Here is a 22,249-nt window from a genome sequence, read left to right on the forward strand (position 1 = left end):
TGCGGGCAATACGTACCTGCCGTACGTCCTCTCCTCTATCAGCTACCCAGGGGCACTTCCATCATGGCCAAGGTTTTCATCGACGGCGAAGCCGGCACCACCGGCCTCCAGATCCGCGAACGTCTGCAGGCGATGCCGCAGATCGAACTCGTGAGCATCGCCCCCGAGCTGCGAAAGGACGCCGGCGCCAAGCGCGAACTGATGGCCGGCGTCGACCTGGTGGTGCTGTGCCTGCACGACGATGCCGCGCGCGAGTCGGTCGCGCTGATCGACCAACTGCCCGGCGCCAAGCCCAAGATCATCGACGCCTCCACGGCGCACCGCATCGCCCCGGGCTGGGTGTTCGGCTTCCCCGAGCTCACCGAAGGCCACTGGCAGGCCGTGGCCAAGGCAGAGCGCGTCGGCAACCCCGGCTGCTACGCCACCGGCGCGATCGCCATGGTCCGTCCGCTGGTCGACGCGGGCATCCTGCCGGCCGACTTCCCCATCTCGCTGCCCTCCGTGAGCGGCTACTCGGGCGGTGGCCGCACCATGATCGAGGCCTACGAGAAGGACGAGGCCCCGGCCTTCGAGATCTACGCCCTGGGCCTGAAGCACAAGCACATTCCCGAAATCATGGCCTACACCGGCCTCACCCGCCGGCCGGTGTTCATCCCGTCGGTGGGCAATTTCAAGCAGGGCATGCTGGTGCAGCTGCCCCTGCACCTAGACCTGCTGCCCGGCAAGCCCAAGGCCGGCGACCTGCAGGACGCGCTGGCCGCGCACTACGCGCGCAGCAACACGCCCGAGAAGTTCGTGAAGGTGCTGCCGCCGACCGAAGACGGCAAGCTCGAGGCGCTCGCGCTCAACGACACCAACAACCTCGAGATCCGCGTGTTCCCCAACGAGGACCATCGCCACGCCGTGGTGATCGCCCGCCTCGACAACCTCGGCAAGGGCGCCAGCGGCGCCGCGGTGCAGAACCTGAAGCTGATGCTGGGGCGCTGAGCGCCCCGCTCCGACGGCGGCACGCCGCCGCCGGTCACTTCACCAGCCAGAGCCCCACGCCCAGCAGGGCCGCGTGCGCGCCCAGCGCGATGTACAGCGGCTTGCGCGAGGGCGCAGCCATGTCCTGAAGCGTCTCGTGGATGCGGCGCGTGAGCAGCGCGCGCAGCGCCGGATCCTGCGGCGCGGCACCGCCCTCGCCCACCGCCGGCGCGTCGCCGTTTTCCGCGCGGCTTTGCTGCCATTCGGCCAGCATCTCGCTCAGCGGCAGCCTGCCGATCACGAAGGCCACGACTGCGCGCACCGCCTTGCCTTCGCCCAGCACCGGCGCGAGCTGTTTGCTCAGCGCATCGACCGACAGCCAGTCGGCCACGCGATGCAAGGCGCCGTGCGCGCGCGGCATGGCCTCGATGCGGCTCGCGATCGCGCCGCCGAGCCGCTGCGACACCGCCTCGCCGCGCGCCTCGACCAGGTGCCGCATCGCGCGCGCACGCCCTTGCTGCACGCCCAGCGCCACGTAGACGACCACGAAGAACAGCAGCAGCAGCGCCACCAGCAGCGGCGGCGATGTGATGAGCGCGAGCACCGCGCCCACCCCGCCGGCGCGTGCCGCCACGTTGCCCGGCCCTTGCAGCTGGCCCAGGTAGAAGAAGAAAACGCCGCCGCCCAGGAACACGCCGAGCAGGCCGCCCTTGATGACGGAACCGGCAAAGGACAGCCCGGCCTTGGCACCGGTGCGCACGAGCGACGGCTGCTCGGCCGCGGGGTCGGTCGACGACATATGGAAACTCCTCCGTTGTTGTTGGCGGCCGCCTTGCGCGCGATTGCCGTGCGATCGGGCGGCTGCCGCGGATCATGCCATCGGCGCCGCTCCACCATAATCGCGCGCAAACCATACGAGGAGAATCCCATGGCCGTCCGATTCCAGAAACCGACCGCGGCGTTCGTCGCCGCTTCCTGGGCAGCGCTTTTCATCGGCGCCGTCGTCTACCTGATCGGGCTGTGGAACGCGGCCATGCAGCTCAACGAGAAGGGCTACTACTTCACCGTGCTCATGTACGGCCTCTTCTCCGCCGTGTCGCTGCAGAAGACGGTGCGCGACCGCCTCGAGGGCATCCAGGTCACCGGCATCTACTACGGCCTGTGCTGGGTTTCGCTGCTGCTGTCGGTGGCGCTGCTGGCCGTCGGCCTCTTCAATGCCTCGCTGGCCTCCAGCGAGAAGGGCTTCTACGCGATGGCCTTCCTGCTGAGCCTGTTCGGCGCGGTGGCGGTGCAGAAGAACGTGCGCGACATCGCTGCGCACAAGAGCGAGACGGCCGCACCGCTGGACGAAGCGCCCGACGCGGGCTGAGCCCCTACTCGTTGTCGTTGTAGCCGCTGGCGCCCATCAGCGCCGACAGGCGCCCGGCGATGTTGCCCACGATGCCGCGCACCTGCACGACGTCGGGCGCCGACTTCTGGTCGATGCGCTCGATGTACGGCACGTTGATCGACGCGATCACGTGGTCGGCCGCCCCCATTACCGGGAATGCGATGTTGGTGATGCCGCGCGTCTGCCTGCTCGGCATGGCCGAGTAGCCGCGCTCGCGCACCTCCTGCAGGATGGCGAAGAGCTCGCCCGGGTCCATCTCGGGCTCGCCCTCCACGCCGATGTGCGCGCGCAGCATGCGGGCGCGGTCGATCTCGTCGCGGAAGGCCAGCAGCACGTGGCCCGAGGAGGTGTCGGTCAGCCCCATCACCACGCCCACCTTGAGCCCGAAGGACCAGCGCTCCGGGCTCTCGACCTGCGCGATGACCACCACGCGCCCGCCCTGGTACATGGCCAGGTGGCACGACTGGCGGGACCGGTTGGCCAGCTCCCGCAGCAGCGGCAGCGCCACGCTCACCAGGCTCTTGAGCGGCTGCTGGCGGTGGGCCAGCTCGAACATGCGCAGCGTGAGCGTGTAGCGGTCGTTCTCGTCGACCTGCACGAAGCCGCGCCGCTGCAGCGTCACCGCCATGCGGAAGATCTCGCTGACCTTGCGCCCGACCTTCTGCGCCAGCTCGTTGAGCGTGTAGCCGGAGACGCTGTCGGCCAGCGCCTCCAGGATGTCCAGCCCCTTCTCCAGGGCCGGCGCGGCATAGCGCAGCGCGCCCTCGCCTTCCGGCGCAGCGCCTTCGCCGGCTTCCTGGTCCTGTTGTTCTTCCGGCGCTGGCGCTGCTTGCTTCATCGTTCCCCGTTGTTCAGTTCGACCATCCACCGTCGATCATATGGATCGCGCCGGTGGTGAAGGCCGACTCGTCGGAAGCCAGGTACACCACCAGCGCGGCGATCTCCTCGGGCCTGCCCACGCGCCCCAGCGGCTGGCGCGCCACGAAGGCGGCGCGCACCGCGGCCTCGTCGGTGCCGGCCTGCTCGGCCTGGGCCGCGATGCGGTCGCGCAGCGAGGGCGATTCGACCGTGCCGGGGCAGATCGCGTTGCAGCGCACGCCCTGCTGGATGAAGTCGGCCGCCACCGCCTTGGTCAGGCCGATGACCGCGGCCTTCGAGGCGCCGTAGACGAAGCGGTTCGGCACGCCCTTCACGCTGGAGGCGGCCGAGGCCATGTTGATGATCGAGCCGCCACGCTCCAGCATTGCCGGCAGGAAGGCGCGGATGGTGCGGTACATGGACTTGGCGTTGAGGTCCATGCTGAAGTCCCAGTCCGCCTCCTCGCAGGCCAGGATGTTGCCGGCGTGCACGTAGCCGGCGCAGTTGAAGAGCACGTCCAGCCGCCCCGTGGCCTGGGCGAAGGCCTGCACCGCGGCGGTGTCGCGCACGTCGAGCGTGGCGGTCTTCAGGCTCGCCAGGCCCTCTTCGCGGGCCAGCGCGGCGAGTTCGGCCAGCGCCGCCGTGTCCACGTCGGTGGCCCACACGGTGCCGCCTTCGCGGGCCAGCGCCAGCGCGCTGGCGCGTCCGATGCCCTTGCCGGCTGCGGTAACGAGGATGTTCTTTCCTTGAACGCGTGAAGTCACGGGGATGTCCTTTGGTTGGGAGTTTTTGCGCACATGTGAAATATAAATTTCACTGATGAAATCAAATATACGCGAGTCGGGCGCATCGTCGCCCCAGTCGGAACCCCTATTCGCCGGCTCTTGACTCGGTAGTTACCCGCAAATTCGCGCAAACCCCAGCCTTTGCCGGTGGCTCGACCGCTAACCTCATTCGTGAAAAGTGTTTTTGCCCAAGAAAACAGGATTCACCCATGGCCCAGACAGCCGACGCCTCGGCAAACTCCCTGCTCACCCGCCTGCAGGCCTGCTACACCGGCATTCTTCATGACGTGATGCGCGCCGCGGGACTGCGTGACTTCACGCTGCCGCCCACGCTGCGTCCGCTGATCCCCGGCCAGAAGCTCTGCGGGCCGGCCTTCACGGTGAACGGCCGCGTCGACCCAGCGGCCGATCCGCACGAGACGCTGATGGCATGGACCGGCTTTCTCTCGCGCGCCAGGCCGGGCCACATCGCGGTGATCCAGCCCAACGACTCGACCGTCTCGCACATGGGCGAGCTCTCGGCCGAGACGCTGGGCCGCAAGGGCGTGCTGGGCGTGATCGCCGACGGCGGCGTGCGTGACGCGGAATTCATCATTCGGCAGGGCTTCCAGGTGTGGCACCGCTATTTCACGCCGCGCGACATCGTGGGCTACTGGCTGCCCGAGGCGATGGACGTGCCGGTGCGCATCGGCGAGGTCACGGTGAACCCCGGCGACCTGCTGCTGGCCGACACCGACGGCGTGATCCGCCTGCCGCTCGCGCAGGCCGAGGCCATCATTGCGGAGGCCGAGCACATGATGGGCCGCGAGAACCTCGTGCGCACCGCCATCCTCGCGGGCACCGATCCGCAGGAGGCCTACCTGAAGTACCGCAAGTTCTGAGCGCCGCCGGCTGCCCGGCCCGCGACCGGCCGGTCACTCGCGATCACTCGGCGATCACTCTGCCTCGAGCAGGTCGCGCAGCGCCCGCAGATCGCGGGCGATCCACTGCGCGTCGCGCTCGAAGGCCGCGTCGTCCATGTGCGGCTGGCGCAGCAGCGTGAACTGCAGCTCGCAGGCGTCGGGCGCGACGCCGATCACGCGGAACGGCAGGTAGACCTCGGGCACGCCTTCCGGCGCGACCCAGTGGTCGAGCACGCCGAAGTCGTTGCGCGGCGCGAAGCGCATGCGGGCTTCGCCGCTCTCGGGCGTGCGCACGATCCAGTGGTCGCCGTGCGGCACCAGCGCGCTCTTCGCAAGGCCGCTGGCCCAGTCGGGCAGGCGCCTCGGGTCGGCCGCCAGCACGTAGGCGCGGCGCCATTCGCACTGCACGCGCTGCGTGATCACGCGGGACTGCGCGGCGGAGTGTTCATTCGTCGGCTTCGTCATCGAAATCGCTCCTCAGCACCTTGGACACGACGGCGCCCGAGAAGCCGCGCGCCATCAGGAATCGCATCTGCTTCGCCCGCTCCTTCGCGTCGGCGGGCGGGCCGTCGAAGCGCTGGCGCCACAGGGCGGTGGCGCGCTCGACTTCGGTTTCCTGCAGGCCGGCCACGGCTTCGGCGATGGCCTCGGGCGCGATGCCCCTGGCCTGCAGCTCCTGCTTCACCCGCAGCGCGCCCGAGCGGGCCGCGCGCTGGTTGAGCACCGATGCCACCACGCGCGGCTCGCTGATGAAGTCCTTGGCCGCCAGCTCGTCGAGCGCCTTCGCCAGCGTGCCGGGTTCTTCCTCGTGCTTCGCCAGCTTGCGCTCCAGTTCCGCGCGCGAATGCTCGCGCTGGCTCAGCAGGCGCAGCGCGCGGCCTTTGAGGGAGGGGGCGTCGAATGCCATGCGGGGGTCGCTCGCGCGGCCCCCGTGGAGCCGCGCCCGTGCTTACTCGCCCTTGTCGGCCTTGTCGGCCTTGGTTGCCTTCTGCGGCTTCTCGGGCGTTTCGTCGGCATCGGCCGCCAGCAGCGGCACGCCCAGCGACTCGCGCACCTTGTTCTCGATCTCGCGCGACAGCGCGGGGTTCTCTCGCAGGAACTCGCGGGCGTTGTCGCGGCCCTGGCCGATCTTCTCGCCGTTGTAGGCGTACCAGGCGCCCGACTTGTCGATGATCTTGGCGTTCACGCCCATGTCGATGATCTCGCCCTCGCGGCTGATGCCCTCGCCGAACAGGATGTCGAACTCGGCCGTCTTGAACGGAGGCGAGACCTTGTTCTTCACCACCTTCACCTTGGTCTCGTTGCCGATGGCCTCGTCGCCCTTCTTGATGGTGCCGATGCGGCGGATGTCCAGGCGCACCGAGGCGTAGAACTTCAGCGCGTTGCCGCCGGTGGTGGTTTCGGGCGAGCCGAACATCACGCCGATCTTCATGCGGATCTGGTTGATGAAGATGACCATGCAGTTGGTCTTCTTGATCGTGGCGGTGAGCTTGCGCAGCGCCTGGCTCATCAGGCGGGCCTGCAGGCCGGGCAGCGAGTCGCCCATTTCGCCTTCGATTTCGGCCTTGGGCGTGAGGGCGGCGACCGAGTCGACCACGATCAGGTCCACGGCGCCCGAGCGCACCAGCGAGTCGACGATCTCGAGGGCCTGCTCGCCGGTGTCGGGCTGGCTGATCAGCAGGTCCGACAGGTTCACGCCGAGCTTCTGGGCGTATTGCACGTCGAGGGCGTGCTCGGCGTCGACGAAGGCGCAGGTGCCGGCCTGCTTCTGCATGGCGGCGATGACCTGCAGCGTGAGCGTGGTCTTGCCCGACGATTCCGGGCCGTAGATCTCGACCACGCGGCCGCGCGGCAGGCCGCCGACGCCCAGCGCGATGTCCAGGCCCAGCGAGCCGGTGGAGACCACCTGGATGTCTTCCAGCACCTCGCCCTCGCCCAGCCGCATGATGGTGCCCTTGCCGAACTGCTTTTCGATCTGGGCCAGCGCGGCCTGCAGGGCCTTGGCCTTCTCGCTGTTGGCGCCGATGTTCGAACCCTTGACTACTGCGTCCATGTGAAAAACTCCTTGAAGATCAATGGCTTGTGTGTGACACCACCCATCTGCGTTTAACTACAGGCTGGATGCTTGAACAGTAGTGTAGGGGCTGATTCTTCGGCGTGAACCTGTTTTTTGGTCAGTTTGCTTTACCATTCTGGCCATGGCCGAAGCCCCCTTCCCCGCCGACCAGGACGCCTGGCGCCAGACCCACCTGGGCCGCCTGCTGGGCCACGCCATGCGCCGCTTCGACGAGCGCGTGCTGGAGCTGATGGCGCACGACGTCGACGTGCCGCTGGCCCTGTCGAACCTCGCGGCGCGCGCGCAGGTGAGCGCGGCGCACATCCACATCACGCGGCACCTGTCGCGCGAGGGTTCGCGCCTCACCGAGCTGGCCGAGCGCGCCGGCATGACCAAGCAGGCGATGGGCGCGCTGGTCGACCAGTGCGAGGCCTGGGGGCTGGTCACGCGCGGGCCCGATCCGCTGGACGCGCGGGCGCGGCGCGTGCTCTTCACCGCCGACGGGCTGGCCTGGCTCGACGCCTTCCGCGGCGCCGTCACGCAGGCCGAGAAGGAGTTCCGAATCAGCGTGGGCGACGAGATCGCCACCGTGGTAACCATCGGACTCGAAGCCTATACGGCGGGCTAGACTCCGGCGAAGAGACAACTGTGAACGGCGCCGGGGGCGCCCGACACCCGAAACAGGCCGGAGGTGGCGCATGCGGATTCTGATTGCCGAAGACGACCAGGTGCTTGCCGATGCCCTGCTGCGCAGCCTGCGCACCTCGGGCGCGGCGGTCGACCACGTGGCCAACGGCTCGCAAGCCGACACCGCGCTCATGACCCATGACGAGTTCGACCTGCTGATCCTCGACCTCGGGCTGCCCAGCCTGCACGGCATCGAGATCCTCAAGCGGCTGCGCGCGCGCGGCTCGCAGCTGCCGGTGCTGGTGCTCACCGCCGCCGACAGCGTGGAGGAGCGCGTCAAGGGCCTGGACCACGGCGCCGACGACTACATGGCCAAGCCCTTCAGCCTGCAGGAGCTGGAGGCTCGCGTGCGCGCCCTCACCCGGCGCGGCATGGGCGCCACCAGCAACACCATCCGCCACGGCCCGCTGGTGTACGACCAGGCCGGCCGCGTGGCCACCATCGACGGCAAGATGATCGAGCTCTCGGCGCGCGAACTCGGCCTGCTCGAAGTGCTGCTGCAGCGCGCCGGCCGGCTGGTGAGCAAGGACCAGCTCGTCGACCGGCTGTGCGAATGGGGCGAGGAAGTGAGCCTCAACGCCATCGAGGTCTACATCCACCGCCTGCGCAAGAAGATCGAGAAGGGCCCGGTGCGCATCGCGACGGTGCGCGGGCTGGGCTACTGCCTCGAGAAGATCCAGAACTGAACCGAGGCACAACCCGCGCAAGCGGCTGGCTGCTACTGCTTGCGCAGGCCGGCCGTAAGCGTCGAGCCGTCGCTGGTACGGATCAGGAACATGATGCTGCGGAAGAAGCCATTGCTCTCGAAGTTGCCGGCAGGCACCAGGCCGATGGCTGCCGGGCCCTTGTAAGGCAGCGTCGTATTGAGCTTGCAGGCGTCCTTGGCCTCGGTGGCGGCATCGACCGCATTGACGACGAGGCCGTACATGTTCTTGGCCGTACCGGGCTGCGCCTGCGCGATCGTGCCCGAGATGTTGCAGGTGCCGATCTGCACGCCCACCGTCTTGCCGGTGAACGCGCCCTTGTCGTCGACCTCGATCGTCACGCTGATGCCGAAGCTCGTGTCCGTGTTGGCCCACTTGCCGATCACGCTTTCCTGCGACACCGCGAGCGCGTTCTCCGCGGCATAGCCCAGAGGCCCGAAGCTCGACGGCTCCCGGGAGCCATAGGCATAGGTTCCGCTCATGGTCTTCTTCGGAACGAACGTGCCGGAGCCCGTCACGGGCGAGGCGCTGATGAAGTAGTGCAGCGTATCGGGGTTGAAGGACCAGTCGAGGCCGGAGACCTTGATCGAGCCCCACAGCGTACCGACGACGAACTTGGCGGCCACGGAGCCGTCGGCGCCGACGAAGCCGAGGTTGACCAGCGAACCGTAGATCCCTTCGCTGTCGTTGCCCACCGCTGCCGTCGAACCGGGTTGAGGCGCGCTCAGGGACGGCAAGGGCTCGCTGCCCGGCGCGGGGTCGCGGTTGGGAGCCGGGGCCGGAGCGGGTGCAGGCGCGGAGGCCGGCGCTGGTGCCGGGGCCGGCGAGCTCGTTGGGAGCGGCAGCAAAGGCATCCCCCCGCCTCCACCTCCTCCACCTCCGCCGCATGCAGTGATGCCCACGCCCGCGGCGAACACGGTCGCGGCGACCCGGAGCGGCCTTGGGCAACCGCCCGGTGATTTGATCCTCATGATTGATTCCCTCAGATTTTTTTGAATTGCAGAAACTGCGCGCCGAGGCTACAACCACGCGGCCGGATCGGAGCCCGCAAGATGATTCGAGCGGCACCACAAATTCACGCTCGACGGATATTTTTTCAACACCCAGGGAACTCGACCCTTGAAGCTTTTCCAGCGCGCGCAGCGCTCCCTCTTCGGCGAGATCCTCGACTGGATGCTCACGCCGCTGCTGCTGCTGGTGCCGGTGAGCATCGGCGTCACCTGGCTGGTGGCGCAGGGCATCGCCAACGCGCCCTTCGACCGCGCCCTGGAGCACAACGTGAAGGCGCTGGCCGAGCTGGTGACGATGAAGGAGGGGCACGCGCAGTTCGTGCTCTCGCAGTCGGCGCGCGAGATCCTGCGCGCCGACGAGACCGGCCACGTCTACTACCAGCTGCTCGACGGCTACGACAACCTGCTCAGCGGCGAGCGCGACATCCCGCACCCGGGCCTCGACGAGCCGCTGCCGCCCGGCCAGGTGTTCCTGCACAACAGCGACGTGCACGGCCAGCCGGTGCGCGTGGCCTCGATGTGGATTTCCAGCGGCACCGACGACGTGCCGCCTACGCTGCTGCAGCTGGCCGAGACGCGCGAGAAGCAGTCGGTGCTGGCGGCCGAGATCATCAAGGGCGTGCTGCTGCCGCAGTTCGCGATCCTGCCGCTGGCGGTGTTGCTGATCTGGCTGGCGCTGGTGCGCGGCATCAAGCCGCTGTCGGTGGTGGAGGCGCGCATCCGCGAGCGGCGCCCCGGCGACCTGAGCCCGCTGGACGAATCCTCGGTGCCGCTGGAGGTGGTGCCGCTGGTGTCGTCGGTGAACGAGCTGCTGGACAAGCTCAACGATTCCATCGGCACGCAGAAGCGCTTCCTGGCCGACGCGGCGCACCAGCTGAAGACGCCGCTGGCGGGCCTGCGCATGCAGGCCGACCTGGCGCAGCGCGAGGGCGCGAACGCCGACGAGCTGAAGCAGTCGCTCAAGCAGATCGGCCGCGCGAGCAAGCGCGCGACGCACACCGTGAACCAGCTGCTGTCGCTGGCGCGCGCCGAGGGCAACAGCGCCCATGCGCACCACCAGCCCTGCGACCTCGCGAAGCTGACCATCGAGGTGGTGCGCGAAGCGGTGCCGCGCGCGATCGAGAAGCGCATCGACCTGGGCTACGACGGTGCCGAGCCCGGCGCGCCGGGCGTGGTGTTCGACGGCAACCCCACGCTGCTGAAGGAGCTGGTGCGCAACCTCGTCGACAACGCGATCAACTACACGCCCTCGACGTCCGAGCGCCCCGGCCTGATCACCGTACGCGTGCTGGCCGACCCCTTCGGCCACGTGCTGCTGCTGCAGGTGGAGGACAACGGCCCCGGCATCGCCGAGGCCGACCGCGAGCTGGTGTTCGAGCCCTTCTATCGCGTGCTCGGCAACGAGGCCGACGGCTCGGGGCTGGGCCTGCCGATCGTGCTGGAGATCGCGAACCAGCACCGCGCGCAGGTGAAGCTGGAGGACGCGCATCCGGGCAGGCATCCGCCGGGGGCGCTGTTCACGGTGCGCTTCGAGAGCGAGCAGCCCTCCTGAGGCGGGCGCGGAAACTGACTACGGCGCCGGCGCGGCGGGCTTCGCCGCTTCCTTGCGGATCTGCAGCCACTCGGGGTGGATCTGCCGCGCCATGCGCTGCGGCTCGCGCTCGCTGAGGCCGGCCGGCGCCAGGCCGAATCCGGCAAGGTCGCCGCGCGCCCAGAGAAAGTAGCCGGCATTGGCCAGCAGCAGTACGACGAGGATCAGGCGCAGCTTCATGGTGGCGAAGATCAGAAAGCCATGCCGCGGGGGCGTACGCTCACTTCGTCGCTGGAGATCAGCTGCAGGCCTGCGTCGGTGCGCACCTGCAGCTCGCCGCCCCAGGCCACGCCTTCGCACAGGCCTGCGGTGCCATCGCTGAGCGTCACCTCGCGCCCGCGCAGCACATCGCGCGCGGCAAAGCGTTCGGCAAAGGGCGCGAAGCCGCGGGATTCGAAGTCGAGCACCGTGCGCACCAGCGGCCCGGCCAGCTCGGCCAGCACTTCGGGCGCGGTGGCGCCGGGGCGCCACTGGTGCAGCCATGCCGGCGGCGTGCGCATGCCGTCGCCCTCGCGCGCGCCGATGTTGATGCCGATGCCGATCACGACGTAGCGCGACGCGTCCGGGCCGCCGTCGGAGGGCAGGGCGGTCTCGATGAGGATGCCGACCAGCTTTCGGTCGTCGACCCAGATGTCGTTGGGCCACTTGAGGCCGACCTTGTGCGCGCCCGAGGGATCGAGCCCCTCGGCCACCGCCACGCCGACGGCCAGCGACAGGCCCGACCAGTCGGCGGGCGCCAGCGGCATGCCGAGCGAGAAGGTGAGCGATGCGGCCGCATCCTGCTGCGCGCCGCTCTGCCATGGGCGCCCGAGGCGGCCGCGCCCGGCCGTCTGGCGCTCGGCCACGAGCAGCACGGGCTCGATGCGGCCCGCGCGCGCACGGCGCATCAGCTCGGTGTTGGTGGAGTCGATTTCCGCCACGGCCTCGACCGCGAAGCCGGGCAGCAGCGGCGCGACCGCCGCGGCGATCCGGTCCTGGAACCAGTCGGCGGTGCTGCTGTTGCTCATGGTCAGCCCTTGGCGGACTTGTCTTTCTTCGCGGATTTCTTTTCCGCTTTCTTTTCAGCCTTTTTTTCGGCCTTCTTTTCCGCCTTTTTTTCGGCCTTCTTGGTTTCCTTCTTCTCAGCCTTTTTCTTTTCGGCTTTTTTCTTTGCCTTCTTTTTGTTCTTTTTTTCCTCGTCCTCATCCTTCGGTGTCAGCAGCGTGCCGCGGCACTGCTCCGAGCCGCACCAGCAGGGAAATTCGGAAAGAAGCTTCGGCGTGTACGGCTCGTCGATGATCAGGCCGTAGTCGTAGTTGAGCTCTTCGCCGGCTGCAATGTTGCGCAGCGCCTTGATATAAACGCGCCCATCGACTTCGTCGGCTTCGCAGTTCGGCTCGCACGAGTGGTTGATCCAGCGTGCATCGTTGCCCTTGACGTTGCCGTCGATCACGCGGCCGTCGTCGATGTGGAAGTAGAAGGTGTGGTTCGGCTGGGTGGGGTCGTGCGGATGGCGTCGCAGCGCCTCCTTCCAGCTGATGACTTCGCCCTTGTATTCGATCAGCGTCTCGCCTTCGGCCAGATCCTGCACGGCGAACACGCCGTTGCCGTGGACGTCGGAGCGCCGCATCTGGATGCGGCGGCCGCCGGAACGCTCCTTGGCTTCCGCCTCGGGGAGCGCGGTGGCCTGCGAATCACGACCGGCCGGAAGTGGGGATTTGGAAGGCATCGCCGAAGTCTGTTAGTTTGAATATGCACACACATGCGCGTGTGCGCGTGCGCACGCGGAAGCCGCAGATTGTATGTGGCCCCCACGCTCCTGCACTGCGTGTCGTCGCTGCCCCCCGAGGGGGCCGCAGGCCGCCTCGGGGCGGCCCGGCGCCGGCCCGAATTTTTTTAGGAACTGTTGATGAAGACGTTGGTAATCGCAGAAAAGCCGTCGGTGGCGCAGGACATCGTCCGCGCTCTCACGCCGGTGGCAGGGAAATTCGACAAACATGACGAGCATTTCGAGAACGACAGCTATGTCGTGACCAGCGCTGTCGGTCACCTGGTCGAGATCCAGGCGCCCGAGGAATTCGACGTCAAGCGCGGCAAGTGGAGCTTCGCCAACCTGCCGGTGATCCCGCCGCACTTCGACCTGAAGCCCGTCGACAAGACCAAGACGCGCCTGAACGCGGTGGTCAAGCAGGCCAAGCGCAAGGACGTGACGCAGCTCATCAACGCATGCGACGCGGGGCGCGAGGGCGAGCTGATCTTTCGGCTCATCGAGCAGTATGCGGGGGGCAAGTCGGGGCTGAACAAGCCGGTGAAGCGGCTGTGGCTGCAGTCGATGACGCCGCAGGCCATCCGCGACGGCTTCGACGCGCTGCGCACCGAGAAGCAGATGCAGGGCCTGGCCGATGCCGCGCGTTCGCGCTCCGAGGCCGACTGGCTGGTGGGCATCAACGGCACGCGCGCGATGACGGCCTTCAATTCGCGCGACGGCGGCTTCTTCCTCACGACCGTGGGCCGCGTGCAGACGCCCACGCTGTCGGTGGTGGTGGAACGCGAGGAGCAGATCCGCAAGTTCGTCTCGCGCGACTACTGGGAAATCCACGGCACCTTCGGCGCCGAGGCCGGCGAGTACCCGGGCAAGTGGTTCAACCCCGACTGGAAGAAGGCGAACGCGCCGCTGCTGCCCAGCGGCGAGCCCGACCCCGAGCAGCGCGCCGACCGCGTGTGGAACGAGCAGGAAGCCCGCGCCATCGCCGATGCCGCGCGCGGCAAGCCCGCCACCGTCACGGAAGAGAGCAAGCCCACCACGCAGGCCTCGCCGCTGCTGTTCGACCTGACCTCGCTGCAGCGCGAGGCCAACAGCCGCTTCGGCTTCAGCGCCAAGACCACGCTGGCGCTGGCGCAGAGCCTGTACGAGCGCCACAAGGCGCTGACCTATCCGCGTACCGATTCGCGCGCGCTGCCGGAAGACTATCTTCCTGTCGTCAAGCAGACGATGGGCATGCTCGCCAACAGCGGCATGAAGCACCTCGCGCCCTTCGCCCAGCAGGCGATCGACGGCAACTACGTGAAGCCCAACAAGCGCATCTTCGACAACGCGAAGGTGTCGGACCACTTCGCCATCATCCCGACGCTGCAGGCGCCCAGCGGCCTGAGCGAGGCCGAGCAGAAGCTCTACGACTTCGTGGTGCGGCGTTTCCTCTCGGTGTTCTTCCCGAGTGCCGAATACCAGGTGACCACGCGCATCAGCACGGTGGAGCAGGGCGGCAGGAAGTACCCGTTCCGCACCGACGGCAAAGTGCTGGTGAAACCGGGCTGGCTCGCCATCTACGGCAAGGAAGCCCAAGATGATGAAAAGGAAGACGACAAGGACGGCAAGCGCCTCGTGCCGGTGAAGCCGGGCGAGATCGTGAAGGCCGAGGCGGTCGACACCAAGGGCCTGAAGACGCGCCCGCCGGCACGCTACTCCGAAGCCACGCTGCTCGGCGCCATGGAAGGCGCGGGCAAGACCATCGACGACGACGAGCTGCGCGAAGCCATGCAGGAGAAGGGCCTGGGCACGCCTGCCACGCGCGCGGCCACCATCGAAGGGCTGATCGCCGAGAAATACATCCTGCGCGAAGGCCGCGAGCTCATCCCCACGGCCAAGGCCTTCCAGCTCATGACGCTGCTGCGCGGCCTGGGCGTGGAGGAGCTCTCCAAGGCCGAACTCACGGGCGAGTGGGAATACAAGCTCGCGCAGATGGAGAAGGGCGCGCTCAGCCGCGACGCCTTCATGCGCGAGATCGCCGAGATGACGGAGCACATCGTCAAGAAGGCCAAGGAATACGACCGCGACACCGTGCCCGGCGACTACGCCACGCTGCGCACCCCGTGCCCCAACTGCGGCGGCATCGTGCGCGAGAACTACCGCCGCTACGCCTGCACCGGCAAGAGCGGCACGGGCGAGGACGCCTGCGGCTTCTCGTTCGGCAAGTCGCCGGCCGGGCGCACCTTCGAGGTGGAAGAGGCCGAGGCGCTGCTGCGCGACAAGCACATCGGCCCGCTGGAAGGCTTCCGCTCCAAGGCCGGCTGGCCCTTCACCTCCGAGATCGTCATCAAGTACGACGAGGAGGCGAAGAACTGGAAGCTGGAGTTCGACTTCGGCGACGACAAGAACGAGGAAAGCGGCGAGATCGTCGACTTCAGCGACCAGGACACCGTGGGCCCCTGCCCGGTGTGCGGCGCGCCGGTGTTCGAGCACGGCAGCAACTACGTCTGCGAGAAGTCGGTGCCCACCAATTCGCAGCCCACGCCGAGCTGCACCTTCAAGACCGGCAAGATCATCCTGCAGCAGCCGGTGGAGCGCGCGCAGATGGAGAAGCTGCTGGCCACCGGCAAGACCGACCTGCTCGACAAGTTCGTGAGCATGCGCACGCGCCGTCCCTTCAAGGCCTTCCTGACCTGGAACGCGGAAGAGGGCAAGGTGACCTTCGAGTTCGCGCCGCGCGAGGGAGGCAGCAAGTTCCCGCCGCGCAAGACCTTCGCTGGCAAGACCGCCGCCGCCAAGAAGACGGCAGCGGCGAAGAAGACGCCCGCGGCCAAGAAGGCACCGGCCGCGAAGAAGGCCGCAGCCCCGCGCAAGCCCGGCGCGGGCCTGAAGCCCAGCGACGCGCTGGCGGCGGTGATCGGCAACGAGCCGGTCGCGCGCACCGAGGTGGTCAAGAAGCTGTGGGACTACATCAAGGCCAACGGCCTGCAGGACGCCAAGGACAAGCGCTCGATCAACGCCGACGCCAAGCTCAAGCCGGTGTTCGGCAAGGACCAGGTGACGATGTTCGAACTCGCGGGCATCGTGGGCAAGCACCTCTCGGCGCCCTGAACCATGCTGCGCAGGCACTTCGCCACGAGCGTGGCACTGTCGATCGCGGTGCTCGGCGGCATGGGCACGGCGCACGCCGCCGCGTGGCCCGACAAGCCGGTCAAGCTGGTGGTGCCGTTCCCGCCCGGGCAGGCCACCGACATCTTCGCCCGCGCCCTGGCCGAACAGCTCGGCAAGCGGCTGGGCCAGCCGGTGGTGGTCGACAACAAGGCCGGCGCCGGCAGCAACATCGGCACCGAGTTCGTGGTGCGCTCGCAGCCCGACGGCTACACGCTGGCGGTGGCCGGCAGCGCGATGGCGGTGAACCAGACGCTCTACGCCAAGCCGGGCTTCGACCCGCGCAAGGACCTGGTCGGCATCTCGCTCGTCGCCAAGGTGCCGCTGGTGTTCCTGGCCACGCCCGAGAGCGGCATCCGCACCCTGGCCGAACTCACCGCGCGCGCCAAGGCCGAACCCGGCCGGCTGAGCTACGCGAGCGCCGGCATCGGCGGCACGCAGCATCTGTCGGGCGAGATGTACAAGGCGGCGGCGCATGTGTTCATCACGCACATTCCGTACCGGGGCAGCGGCCCGGCGCAGTCGGACTTCCTGGGCAACCAGGTGCCGCTGATGATCGACTCGGTGACGGCCGCGCTGCCGCACATCAAGTCGGGCCGCGCGGTGGCGCTGGCCGTGACCTCGGCCACGCGCTCCTCGCAGCTGCCCGACGTGCCCACCGTGCGCGAGAGCGGCGTGGCCGGCACGAAGAACTTCGAGGCGGTCGGCTGGCTCGGCCTGATGGCGCCGCGCGGCACGCCCGGCGAGATCGTCGAGCGCCTGAACCGCGAGGTGACCGACATCCTCAGGAGCGAGCAGATGGCCCACTTCATCCGCGAGCGCGGCTCCGAGTCCGCACCGACGACGCCGGCCGAGTTCGACCGCTTCGTGGCGAGCGAGATCGGCGTGTGGGGCGCAGCGGTGAAGGCCTCGGGCGCCAAGCCCGAGTAGGGCAAGGCTTCCCGGCCCGGCGCCAACAACCCTGTCGGCGCCGGGTGTGCTGTTACAGGCCGCTTTACGCGGTCGGCCTATAGTGGCCCCGGTCCAACCATCCAGGAGATTCCGTTGAAGTCGTCTTTCATCGCCGCCGCATTCGCGATCGCCATGGGCGTGCTGGCCACGGGTTGCGCCGGCACGGGTTCGGCCGGCAACGGCAATGCTGGCTCCTCCGCCGCCACGCCGACCAGCGGCAGCGGCGTCACGGTGTTCGGCACCATCGACGCGAGCGTCAGCGGCTACAAGAACAGCAGCAGCGCGCGCTGATCGCCGGCAGTTCGCGGCATGCATTCGTTCTAGCATTTCCGCCCGATAGCGTTCGACTCATGAAGGCAACCGCAGGCGAACATAAGCCGTCCTTCGTCATCCGGTATCTGGGTCCATTACTGCCGATCGGCTCCGCGCTCTTCGGCATTTGGATACTCTTTTCGGGCAGCTACACCTACAGGCCGGGGCGCGGCAGCCAGACAATCACACTACTGCCGCCGGACTCACAGTTGATGGGTCTGTTTTTCCTGTCCCTCGCTGTGCTGGTTTCGGCATTGGGCGCGTCCGGACGCAGGGAGCGCTGGCTGTTCTGGGGAGGGCTCACCGGAGCCGTGGTGTTCTTGGTCGCCGAGGGTCTTCGGCAATTGCTGAAGCTGGCGGTCTACGACCGATAGCGCCGGCTCGCCTCAGGCCACGCCCTTCAGGTAGCCGTGCAATGCGGCACGCAGCTGCCGTGACAGCGCCTGCAGGTCGGGCCGCCCGCCCGTGCCGATGTGCAGGTGCGCGAACAGGCCGTAGATGATGGTCTGGCACACGCGGGCGACTTCCTTCTTCTGGCAGTCCGGCGACAGGTCGATGGCCGCGTCGAGCACGCCCACCCACTCGGCCACGAAGCGGTCGTACATCTTGCGGTAGGCCTCGGGGCCCGAGAGGTGCCGCTCCAGCAGGTAGTGCGCGCCCCAGGCCAGGGGCTGCGCGCGGTGCGCCTCCAGCTGCGCGTCGATCACCGCGTCCACGATTTCCGCGAGCGGCCGGCCGGCATGCGCGGCGACTGCCGCGCGCATGTCCAGCAGCAGTGCCTTGGAGCGCAGGTGCAGGCACACGCGCGCCAGGTCTTCCTTGCTCGCGAAGTATTCGTAGAAGCTGCCGAGCCCCGTGCCGGCGACCGACACGATCTCGCGGATGGTGATGGCGGCGTAGCCCTTCTCGACCAAAAGCCGAACAAAGGCTTCCTGCAGCGCCTGCGAGGTGTGGCGCGCGCGGGACTGGCGCGGCTTGCGCCTGGGGGCGACGGCCGGGGCGCGGGCGGTCGCCATCAGCTGCACCGAACCCGAACACCTCGCGGGCGGGTTGTTCCTAGAATTTTTGGACCCATCGAACGGCATTCTGCAATGGCACACGACGAAAGCAACCAGCACGAATCCCATCCAGCCCATCGAGCCGTCTACACCGCGCAGGGCGAGGACGCATGGCTGCCCGGCCCCTCGTCGCGCGGCCCCTGGGACCCGCGCGCGCAGCACGGCGGCGCGCCCGCCGCGCTGCTGGTGCACGTGGCCGAGCGCGCCGCGCCGGGGCCTGGCTGGCAGCTGGCACGGCTCACGCTCGAGCTGGTGAAGCCGGTGCCGCTGGCGCCGCTCGTCACGCGCACGCAGGTGCAGGCCTCGCGCTCCACGGTGCGCGTGGGCATCGACCTGCTGGCGGGCGAGGTGCTGGTGGCGCGGGCGCACGCGCTGCTGCTGGCGAGCCAGTCGCTGGCGCTTCCGCCCGGCCTGCCGGGCTGGCCGCAGGAGCCGCTGCGGCCGCTGCCGCGCGACTGCACCGAACGCGTGCGCATCCCGGGCCTGCCCGAGGGCGTGTCGTTCTACGCCACGGCCATGGAAACGCGCGTGGCCGAGGGCGACTCGACCCGGCCGGGCCCATGTTCCGCATGGTTCCGCCTCGCGGTGCCGCTGCTGCACGGCGCGGCCACCTCGCCCGCCATGCGCGCCGCGGCGGCGGCCGACTTCGGCAACGGCCTGAGCTGGGTGCTGCCGGTCGATCGCTACCTGTTCACCAACGCCGACCTGAGCATGAACCTGTTCCGCGTGCCGCAGGGCGAGTGGATCGGCCTGCGCTCGGCCTCCGAGGTGCACGGCGGCGGCGCGGGCCTGGTCGTGTCCCACCTCTTCGACGAGCAGGGCGCGATCGGCATCGCCACCCAGACGCTGGTGCTGCGCGAACGGCCCGCCGGCGGCTGAATCGCCCACGCGGACAGAACCCAAGGAGACACACGCATGACCACCACCGGCATCCACCCCGACAACCAGGTCCCCGAACTCAAGGACTACAACGTCTACACCAGCGACCCCACGCTGCGCGGCGCGGTGGCGCGCGGCGGCGCGGCCTGGCGCGACGAAGAGCTGGTGCGCCAGGGCGCGGAGTACGGCGCCGAGGCCACGCTGCGCGCGGCTGAAGACGCCAACCGCCACGAGCCCGAGCTGCACACCCATTCGCGTACCGGCGAGCGCATCGACCAGGTGGCCTTCCACCCCGCCTGGCACACGATGATGGCCGTCGCCCGGCGCAACGGCATCGCCAACCTGCCGTTCTTCGACGAGCGGCCTTCGGCCTGGGTGGGCTACGGCGCGTCGCTGTACATGCACAGCCAGATCGAGTCGGGCTCGACCTGCCCGACCACCATGACCAAGGCCTGCATCCCGGTCGTGCGGCGCAACGCGGCGCTGTATGCCGCGCTGCGCGACAAGCTCGCGTCGAACGAACACGATGCGCGCGACATCCCGCTGGAGGGCAAGACCTCGATCACCGTCGGCATGGGCATGACCGAGAAGCAGGGCGGCAGCGACGTGCGCACCAACACCACGCGCGCTATGCCAGCTGGAAGTGGCCCGTGGGGCGAGGAGTTCCTCATCACCGGCCACAAGTGGTTCTTCTCCGCGCCGATGTGCGACGGCCACCTGGTGCTGGCCAAGACCGACGAGCATGGCTCCTCGTGCTTCTTCGTGCCGCGCTGGCGGCCCGACGGAAGCAGGAACGCAGTGCACATCCAGCGGCTGAAGGACAAGGTCGGCAACCGCTCCAACTCGAGCAGCGAGGTCGAGTTCAAGGACGCCTGGGGCGTGCTCGTGGGCGAGGAGGGTCGGGGCATCCCGACCATCATCGAAATGGCGACCGTGACGCGGCTGGACTGCGCGCTGGCCAGCGCCGGCTTCATGCGCCAGGGCTTCGCGCAGGCGCTGCACTACGCGCGCAACCGCCACGCCTTCGGCAAGGCGCTGGCCGACCAGCCGGTGATGACCGCGCTGCTGGCCGACATGGCGCTCGAATCGCAGGCCGCCACGCTGCTGGCGATGGGGCTGGCCTCGCGCTTCGGCTCGGCGGCACCGCTGGACACGGCCTGGCGCCGCCTGCTCACGCCCGCGGCCAAGTTCTGGAACTGCAAGCGCGCGGTGGCCTTCACCGGCGAGGCGATGGAGGTGTTCGGCGGCAACGGCTACGTCGAGGAGAGCCCGATGGGCCGGCTGTTCCGCGAGGCGCCCGTCAACTCCATCTGGGAAGGCTCGGGCAACGTGATGTGCCTCGACGTGCTGCGCGCCGTCTCGCGCAACCCCGACGACGTGCACCTCGTGCTCGACCAGCTGCAGGAAGTCGCCACCGGCGAGCCCCGCGTGCTGGACGCGCTGCAGTCCGTGCGCCGCATGACGCAGCTGCCGCCGCAGGAGCTGGAGCCGCAGGCCCGCCGCTTCACACAGCGCCTGGTGCTGGCCGTGCAGGCCTGCCTGATGCTGGAGCATGCGAGCGCGGAAGAGTCGGCCGCGTTCCTGTCGAGCCGCTTCGATCCCGACTGGGGGCCGGTGACGGGCATCAGTGCCGGCACTTCCGATCCGGCAGCGCTGCTGCGCGCCGCGTGGCGTTGAGACGCCGGCTCCAGCCGCCGAGAATCGCGCCCATGACCATTGCGGCAAGACCTGGACTTCTGGAGCGGGCGTATTTCAACCTCGTCGTCGTTCGCGCACCCTTGAGCGAGGTGGCACGCGCCTTCGACGACCATCCGCCCATGAAGGTGAAGGTGGCAGCCACGCCCTTCGTCTTTCCATCCCAGTCGTACAGCGGCGAAGGCTCGACCATGCTGCTCTGGGTGCCGGAAGCGGCGCCCCATCTCACGGCGTTCATGCCGCACGCCGCGTCGAGCGACTACTTCTTCCGCTCGTACTGCACCCGTTTCCTGTTCGATGTCGCCGAGGTGCGAAGCACCTCGCCGCAGGCGCAGGAGCCGATCAACTCGTTCGAGGTCGATGCGGACGGCAAGCCGAGGCGCATGGTGCGCGCGATGAAGGACGATCGCTGGGACTTCTTCCAGGAAGGCAGCCCGCTCGGCTTCGAACGGACCGAGCGCTATGCATCGAGGCTCATCAGGGACCGCCTGACGCGAGAGCTGGTGCTCGACTATCTGGAAGCCTGGGGCGCTCCCGTTCGCGACGAGGCTTTCTGGCGGACGAACATGCCGGCGGCCACCTTCGTCAGCCGGACCGAGTAGCCCGCCGATTTCCTCTTCAGCGCCGCAGCAGCGCCTGCCGCAGCACCCGCGCGGCGCGGTCGCGGATCTTGCCTGGGCCGGAGCGCGGCGTGGTCTTGGGCGCGACCTTGGCGGTGGCGCAGGCCCACAGGAAGTCGTGCAGGATGGGCGTGTCGTCCACCGTCTCGGTGCTGCCGTACTTGTGGAACTCGGGGTGCCACTGGGTCGCCGAGATGTAGCTGCGGCCCTTCTCTGGGCGGCGGCGGATGGCCTCGGGCACGCGGTCGGGCAGGCTCCAGGCCTCGATCTCGAAGCCCGGCGCGAGGCCCTTGATGCCCTGGTGGTGGATGCTGTTGACGCGCGCGGTGCGCACCTCGGGGTAGAGCTTCGACAGCCGCGTGCCTTGCACGATCTCGATCTCGTGGAAGTTCTGGTCGTAGGTCACCGGGTCGCGGTGCTTCAGCGTCTGGGGGTGGCCGTGCTGCTCCTCGATGTCCTGGTAGAGCGTGCCGCCGAAGGCCACGTTGATGAGCTGCAGCCCCCGGCACACGCCGAAGATGGGCTTGCCGGCCTGCTCGAAGGCCTCGACCAGCGCGAGGTCGTAGAGGTCGCGGATGCGGTCGCCGATCCAGGCGTCCTTCAGCGGCACCTCGCCGTAGCTGCCGGGCCAGACGTCGGCGCCGCCGTGCATCACCACGCCGTCGAGCCACTCGGCGTAGTGCGACAGCTTGGTGTCGCCGCGCGCGGTCTCGCCGGTGGGGCAGGGCACCATCACGACCATGGCGCCGGCGGACATGAGCCAGTGCGCGATCGACTGTTCGACGTACTGCAGGGTCTTGTTGGTGAAGAGCGAGCGGGCCGGGTCGGCATGCGAGAAGCAGGCGGACAGGCCGATCTTGAGCCTGGCGGAAACAGGTTGTGTCATCGCTG

24 protein-coding genes and 1 pseudogene are annotated in these 22,249 nt (G+C 68.7%); 13 read left to right on the forward strand and 12 right to left on the reverse strand.

The features are described 5' to 3' along the window. Positions 1-63: 63 nt before the first annotated feature. The gene (gene argC, locus ACHMXA_RS02670) at positions 64-987 is read left to right on the forward strand and encodes an N-acetyl-gamma-glutamyl-phosphate reductase (RefSeq protein WP_395318246.1); all 924 of its coding nucleotides are present in this window, start codon (positions 64-66) and stop codon (positions 985-987) included. A 34-nt stretch (positions 988-1,021) separates the two neighbouring features. Here the strand turns inward: argC and ACHMXA_RS02675 are convergent, their stop codons facing one another. Next, positions 1,022-1,765, reverse strand: coding sequence for a hypothetical protein (locus tag ACHMXA_RS02675; RefSeq protein ID WP_395318248.1), 744 nt, complete (start codon positions 1,763-1,765; stop codon positions 1,022-1,024). Between the two features lie 129 nt (positions 1,766-1,894). Between ACHMXA_RS02675 and yiaA the strand changes: the two genes are divergently transcribed. Further along, positions 1,895-2,335, forward strand: coding sequence for an inner membrane protein YiaA (yiaA, locus tag ACHMXA_RS02680; protein WP_395318250.1), 441 nt, complete (start codon positions 1,895-1,897; stop codon positions 2,333-2,335). 4 nt (positions 2,336-2,339) lie between these two features. Here the strand turns inward: yiaA and ACHMXA_RS02685 are convergent, their stop codons facing one another. Both ACHMXA_RS02685 and ACHMXA_RS02690 read right to left on the reverse strand, forming a co-directional pair. Beyond that, positions 2,340-3,194, reverse strand: coding sequence for an IclR family transcriptional regulator (locus tag ACHMXA_RS02685; RefSeq protein ID WP_395318252.1), 855 nt, complete (start codon positions 3,192-3,194; stop codon positions 2,340-2,342). Between the two features lie 13 nt (positions 3,195-3,207). Next, positions 3,208-3,978, reverse strand: coding sequence for an SDR family oxidoreductase (locus tag ACHMXA_RS02690; RefSeq protein WP_395318254.1), 771 nt, complete (start codon positions 3,976-3,978; stop codon positions 3,208-3,210). 230 nt (positions 3,979-4,208) lie between these two features. Between ACHMXA_RS02690 and ACHMXA_RS02695 the strand changes: the two genes are divergently transcribed. Then, a complete protein-coding gene (locus ACHMXA_RS02695) occupies positions 4,209-4,880 on the forward strand; it encodes an RraA family protein (protein ID WP_395318256.1) in 672 nt (223 codons plus the stop codon). 54 nt (positions 4,881-4,934) lie between these two features. Here ACHMXA_RS02695 and ACHMXA_RS02700 read toward each other — a convergent pair whose 3' ends face one another. From ACHMXA_RS02700 to recA, 3 genes are read right to left on the reverse strand one after another with little or no spacing between them, the layout of a single operon-like run. Beyond that, complete coding sequence (locus ACHMXA_RS02700; protein ID WP_176665291.1) at positions 4,935-5,366, reverse strand: SRPBCC family protein; 432 nt, start codon at positions 5,364-5,366, stop codon at positions 4,935-4,937. Then, positions 5,347-5,808, reverse strand: a complete 462-nt coding sequence (recX, locus tag ACHMXA_RS02705; protein WP_176665292.1) for a recombination regulator RecX — start codon at positions 5,806-5,808, stop codon at positions 5,347-5,349. The genes ACHMXA_RS02700 and recX overlap by 20 nt, the downstream gene beginning before the upstream one ends. A 42-nt stretch (positions 5,809-5,850) precedes the next feature. Continuing rightward, positions 5,851-6,954: a recombinase RecA gene (gene recA, locus ACHMXA_RS02710; RefSeq protein ID WP_176665293.1), complete on the reverse strand. Its 1,104-nt coding sequence runs from the start codon at positions 6,952-6,954 to the stop codon at positions 5,851-5,853. Between the two features lie 145 nt (positions 6,955-7,099). Between recA and ACHMXA_RS02715 the strand changes: the two genes are divergently transcribed. Continuing rightward, the gene (locus tag ACHMXA_RS02715; RefSeq protein WP_176665294.1) at positions 7,100-7,585 is read left to right on the forward strand and encodes a MarR family winged helix-turn-helix transcriptional regulator; all 486 of its coding nucleotides are present in this window, start codon (positions 7,100-7,102) and stop codon (positions 7,583-7,585) included. Between the two features lie 70 nt (positions 7,586-7,655). Continuing rightward, the gene (locus ACHMXA_RS02720) at positions 7,656-8,330 is read left to right on the forward strand and encodes a response regulator transcription factor (protein WP_125950336.1); all 675 of its coding nucleotides are present in this window, start codon (positions 7,656-7,658) and stop codon (positions 8,328-8,330) included. A gap of 32 nt (positions 8,331-8,362) precedes the next feature. Here ACHMXA_RS02720 and ACHMXA_RS02725 read toward each other — a convergent pair whose 3' ends face one another. Further along, positions 8,363-9,043, reverse strand: a complete 681-nt coding sequence (locus ACHMXA_RS02725) for a hypothetical protein (protein ID WP_395318260.1) — start codon at positions 9,041-9,043, stop codon at positions 8,363-8,365. A 424-nt stretch (positions 9,044-9,467) separates the two neighbouring features. On the opposite strand from ACHMXA_RS02725, the gene ACHMXA_RS02730 reads away from it, so the two are divergent. Beyond that, positions 9,468-10,910, forward strand: coding sequence for a sensor histidine kinase (locus ACHMXA_RS02730; RefSeq protein ID WP_176665295.1), 1,443 nt, complete (start codon positions 9,468-9,470; stop codon positions 10,908-10,910). An 18-nt stretch (positions 10,911-10,928) separates the two neighbouring features. Here the strand turns inward: ACHMXA_RS02730 and ACHMXA_RS02735 are convergent, their stop codons facing one another. The 3 genes and pseudogenes from ACHMXA_RS02735 to ACHMXA_RS02745 form a co-directional block, all read right to left on the reverse strand. Beyond that, positions 10,929-11,129, reverse strand: a complete 201-nt coding sequence (locus tag ACHMXA_RS02735) for a sporulation protein (protein ID WP_176665296.1) — start codon at positions 11,127-11,129, stop codon at positions 10,929-10,931. 11 nt (positions 11,130-11,140) lie between these two features. Beyond that, positions 11,141-11,956 (reverse strand): biotin--[acetyl-CoA-carboxylase] ligase, encoded by an 816-nt coding sequence (locus ACHMXA_RS02740; RefSeq protein WP_395318262.1) that lies wholly within the window; start codon positions 11,954-11,956, stop codon positions 11,141-11,143. A gap of 335 nt (positions 11,957-12,291) precedes the next feature. After that, a pseudogene (locus tag ACHMXA_RS02745) lies at positions 12,292-12,657 on the reverse strand (SET domain-containing protein); the annotation flags it as partial. A gap of 180 nt (positions 12,658-12,837) precedes the next feature. Between ACHMXA_RS02745 and ACHMXA_RS02750 the strand changes: the two are divergent. The 4 genes from ACHMXA_RS02750 (at position 12,838) to ACHMXA_RS02765 (ending at position 17,480) form a co-directional block, all read left to right on the forward strand. Further along, positions 12,838-15,786, forward strand: coding sequence for a DNA topoisomerase III (locus tag ACHMXA_RS02750; protein ID WP_395318264.1), 2,949 nt, complete (start codon positions 12,838-12,840; stop codon positions 15,784-15,786). A gap of 3 nt (positions 15,787-15,789) precedes the next feature. Continuing rightward, positions 15,790-16,773 (forward strand): tripartite tricarboxylate transporter substrate binding protein, encoded by a 984-nt coding sequence (locus ACHMXA_RS02755; protein ID WP_395318267.1) that lies wholly within the window; start codon positions 15,790-15,792, stop codon positions 16,771-16,773. Between the two features lie 114 nt (positions 16,774-16,887). Continuing rightward, entirely contained in the window at positions 16,888-17,085 is a 198-nt protein-coding gene (locus ACHMXA_RS02760; protein ID WP_395318269.1) for a hypothetical protein, read from the forward strand. 59 nt (positions 17,086-17,144) lie between these two features. Further along, complete coding sequence (locus tag ACHMXA_RS02765) at positions 17,145-17,480, forward strand: hypothetical protein (RefSeq protein ID WP_395318271.1); 336 nt, start codon at positions 17,145-17,147, stop codon at positions 17,478-17,480. A gap of 12 nt (positions 17,481-17,492) precedes the next feature. Here ACHMXA_RS02765 and ACHMXA_RS02770 read toward each other — a convergent pair whose 3' ends face one another. After that, a complete protein-coding gene (locus ACHMXA_RS02770; protein ID WP_395318273.1) occupies positions 17,493-18,122 on the reverse strand; it encodes a TetR/AcrR family transcriptional regulator in 630 nt (209 codons plus the stop codon). A gap of 75 nt (positions 18,123-18,197) precedes the next feature. On the opposite strand from ACHMXA_RS02770, the gene ACHMXA_RS02775 reads away from it, so the two are divergent. From ACHMXA_RS02775 to ACHMXA_RS02785, 3 genes are read left to right on the forward strand one after another with little or no spacing between them, the layout of a single operon-like run. Next, the gene (locus ACHMXA_RS02775; protein ID WP_395318275.1) at positions 18,198-19,043 is read left to right on the forward strand and encodes a thioesterase family protein; all 846 of its coding nucleotides are present in this window, start codon (positions 18,198-18,200) and stop codon (positions 19,041-19,043) included. A gap of 36 nt (positions 19,044-19,079) precedes the next feature. Beyond that, positions 19,080-20,720 (forward strand): acyl-CoA dehydrogenase family protein, encoded by a 1,641-nt coding sequence (locus ACHMXA_RS02780; RefSeq protein WP_395318277.1) that lies wholly within the window; start codon positions 19,080-19,082, stop codon positions 20,718-20,720. Positions 20,721-20,752: 32 nt separating this feature from the next. Next, entirely contained in the window at positions 20,753-21,340 is a 588-nt protein-coding gene (locus tag ACHMXA_RS02785) for a hypothetical protein (RefSeq protein ID WP_395318279.1), read from the forward strand. Positions 21,341-21,356: 16 nt separating this feature from the next. Here ACHMXA_RS02785 and ACHMXA_RS02790 read toward each other — a convergent pair whose 3' ends face one another. Further along, positions 21,357-22,244 (reverse strand): gamma-glutamyl-gamma-aminobutyrate hydrolase family protein, encoded by an 888-nt coding sequence (locus ACHMXA_RS02790; RefSeq protein WP_395321211.1) that lies wholly within the window; start codon positions 22,242-22,244, stop codon positions 21,357-21,359. Between the last annotated feature and the right edge of the window lie 5 nt (positions 22,245-22,249).

It is taken from the genome of Variovorax sp. UC74_104 (assembly GCF_044055375.1).
GTDB lineage: Bacteria > Pseudomonadota > Gammaproteobacteria > Burkholderiales > Burkholderiaceae_C > Variovorax.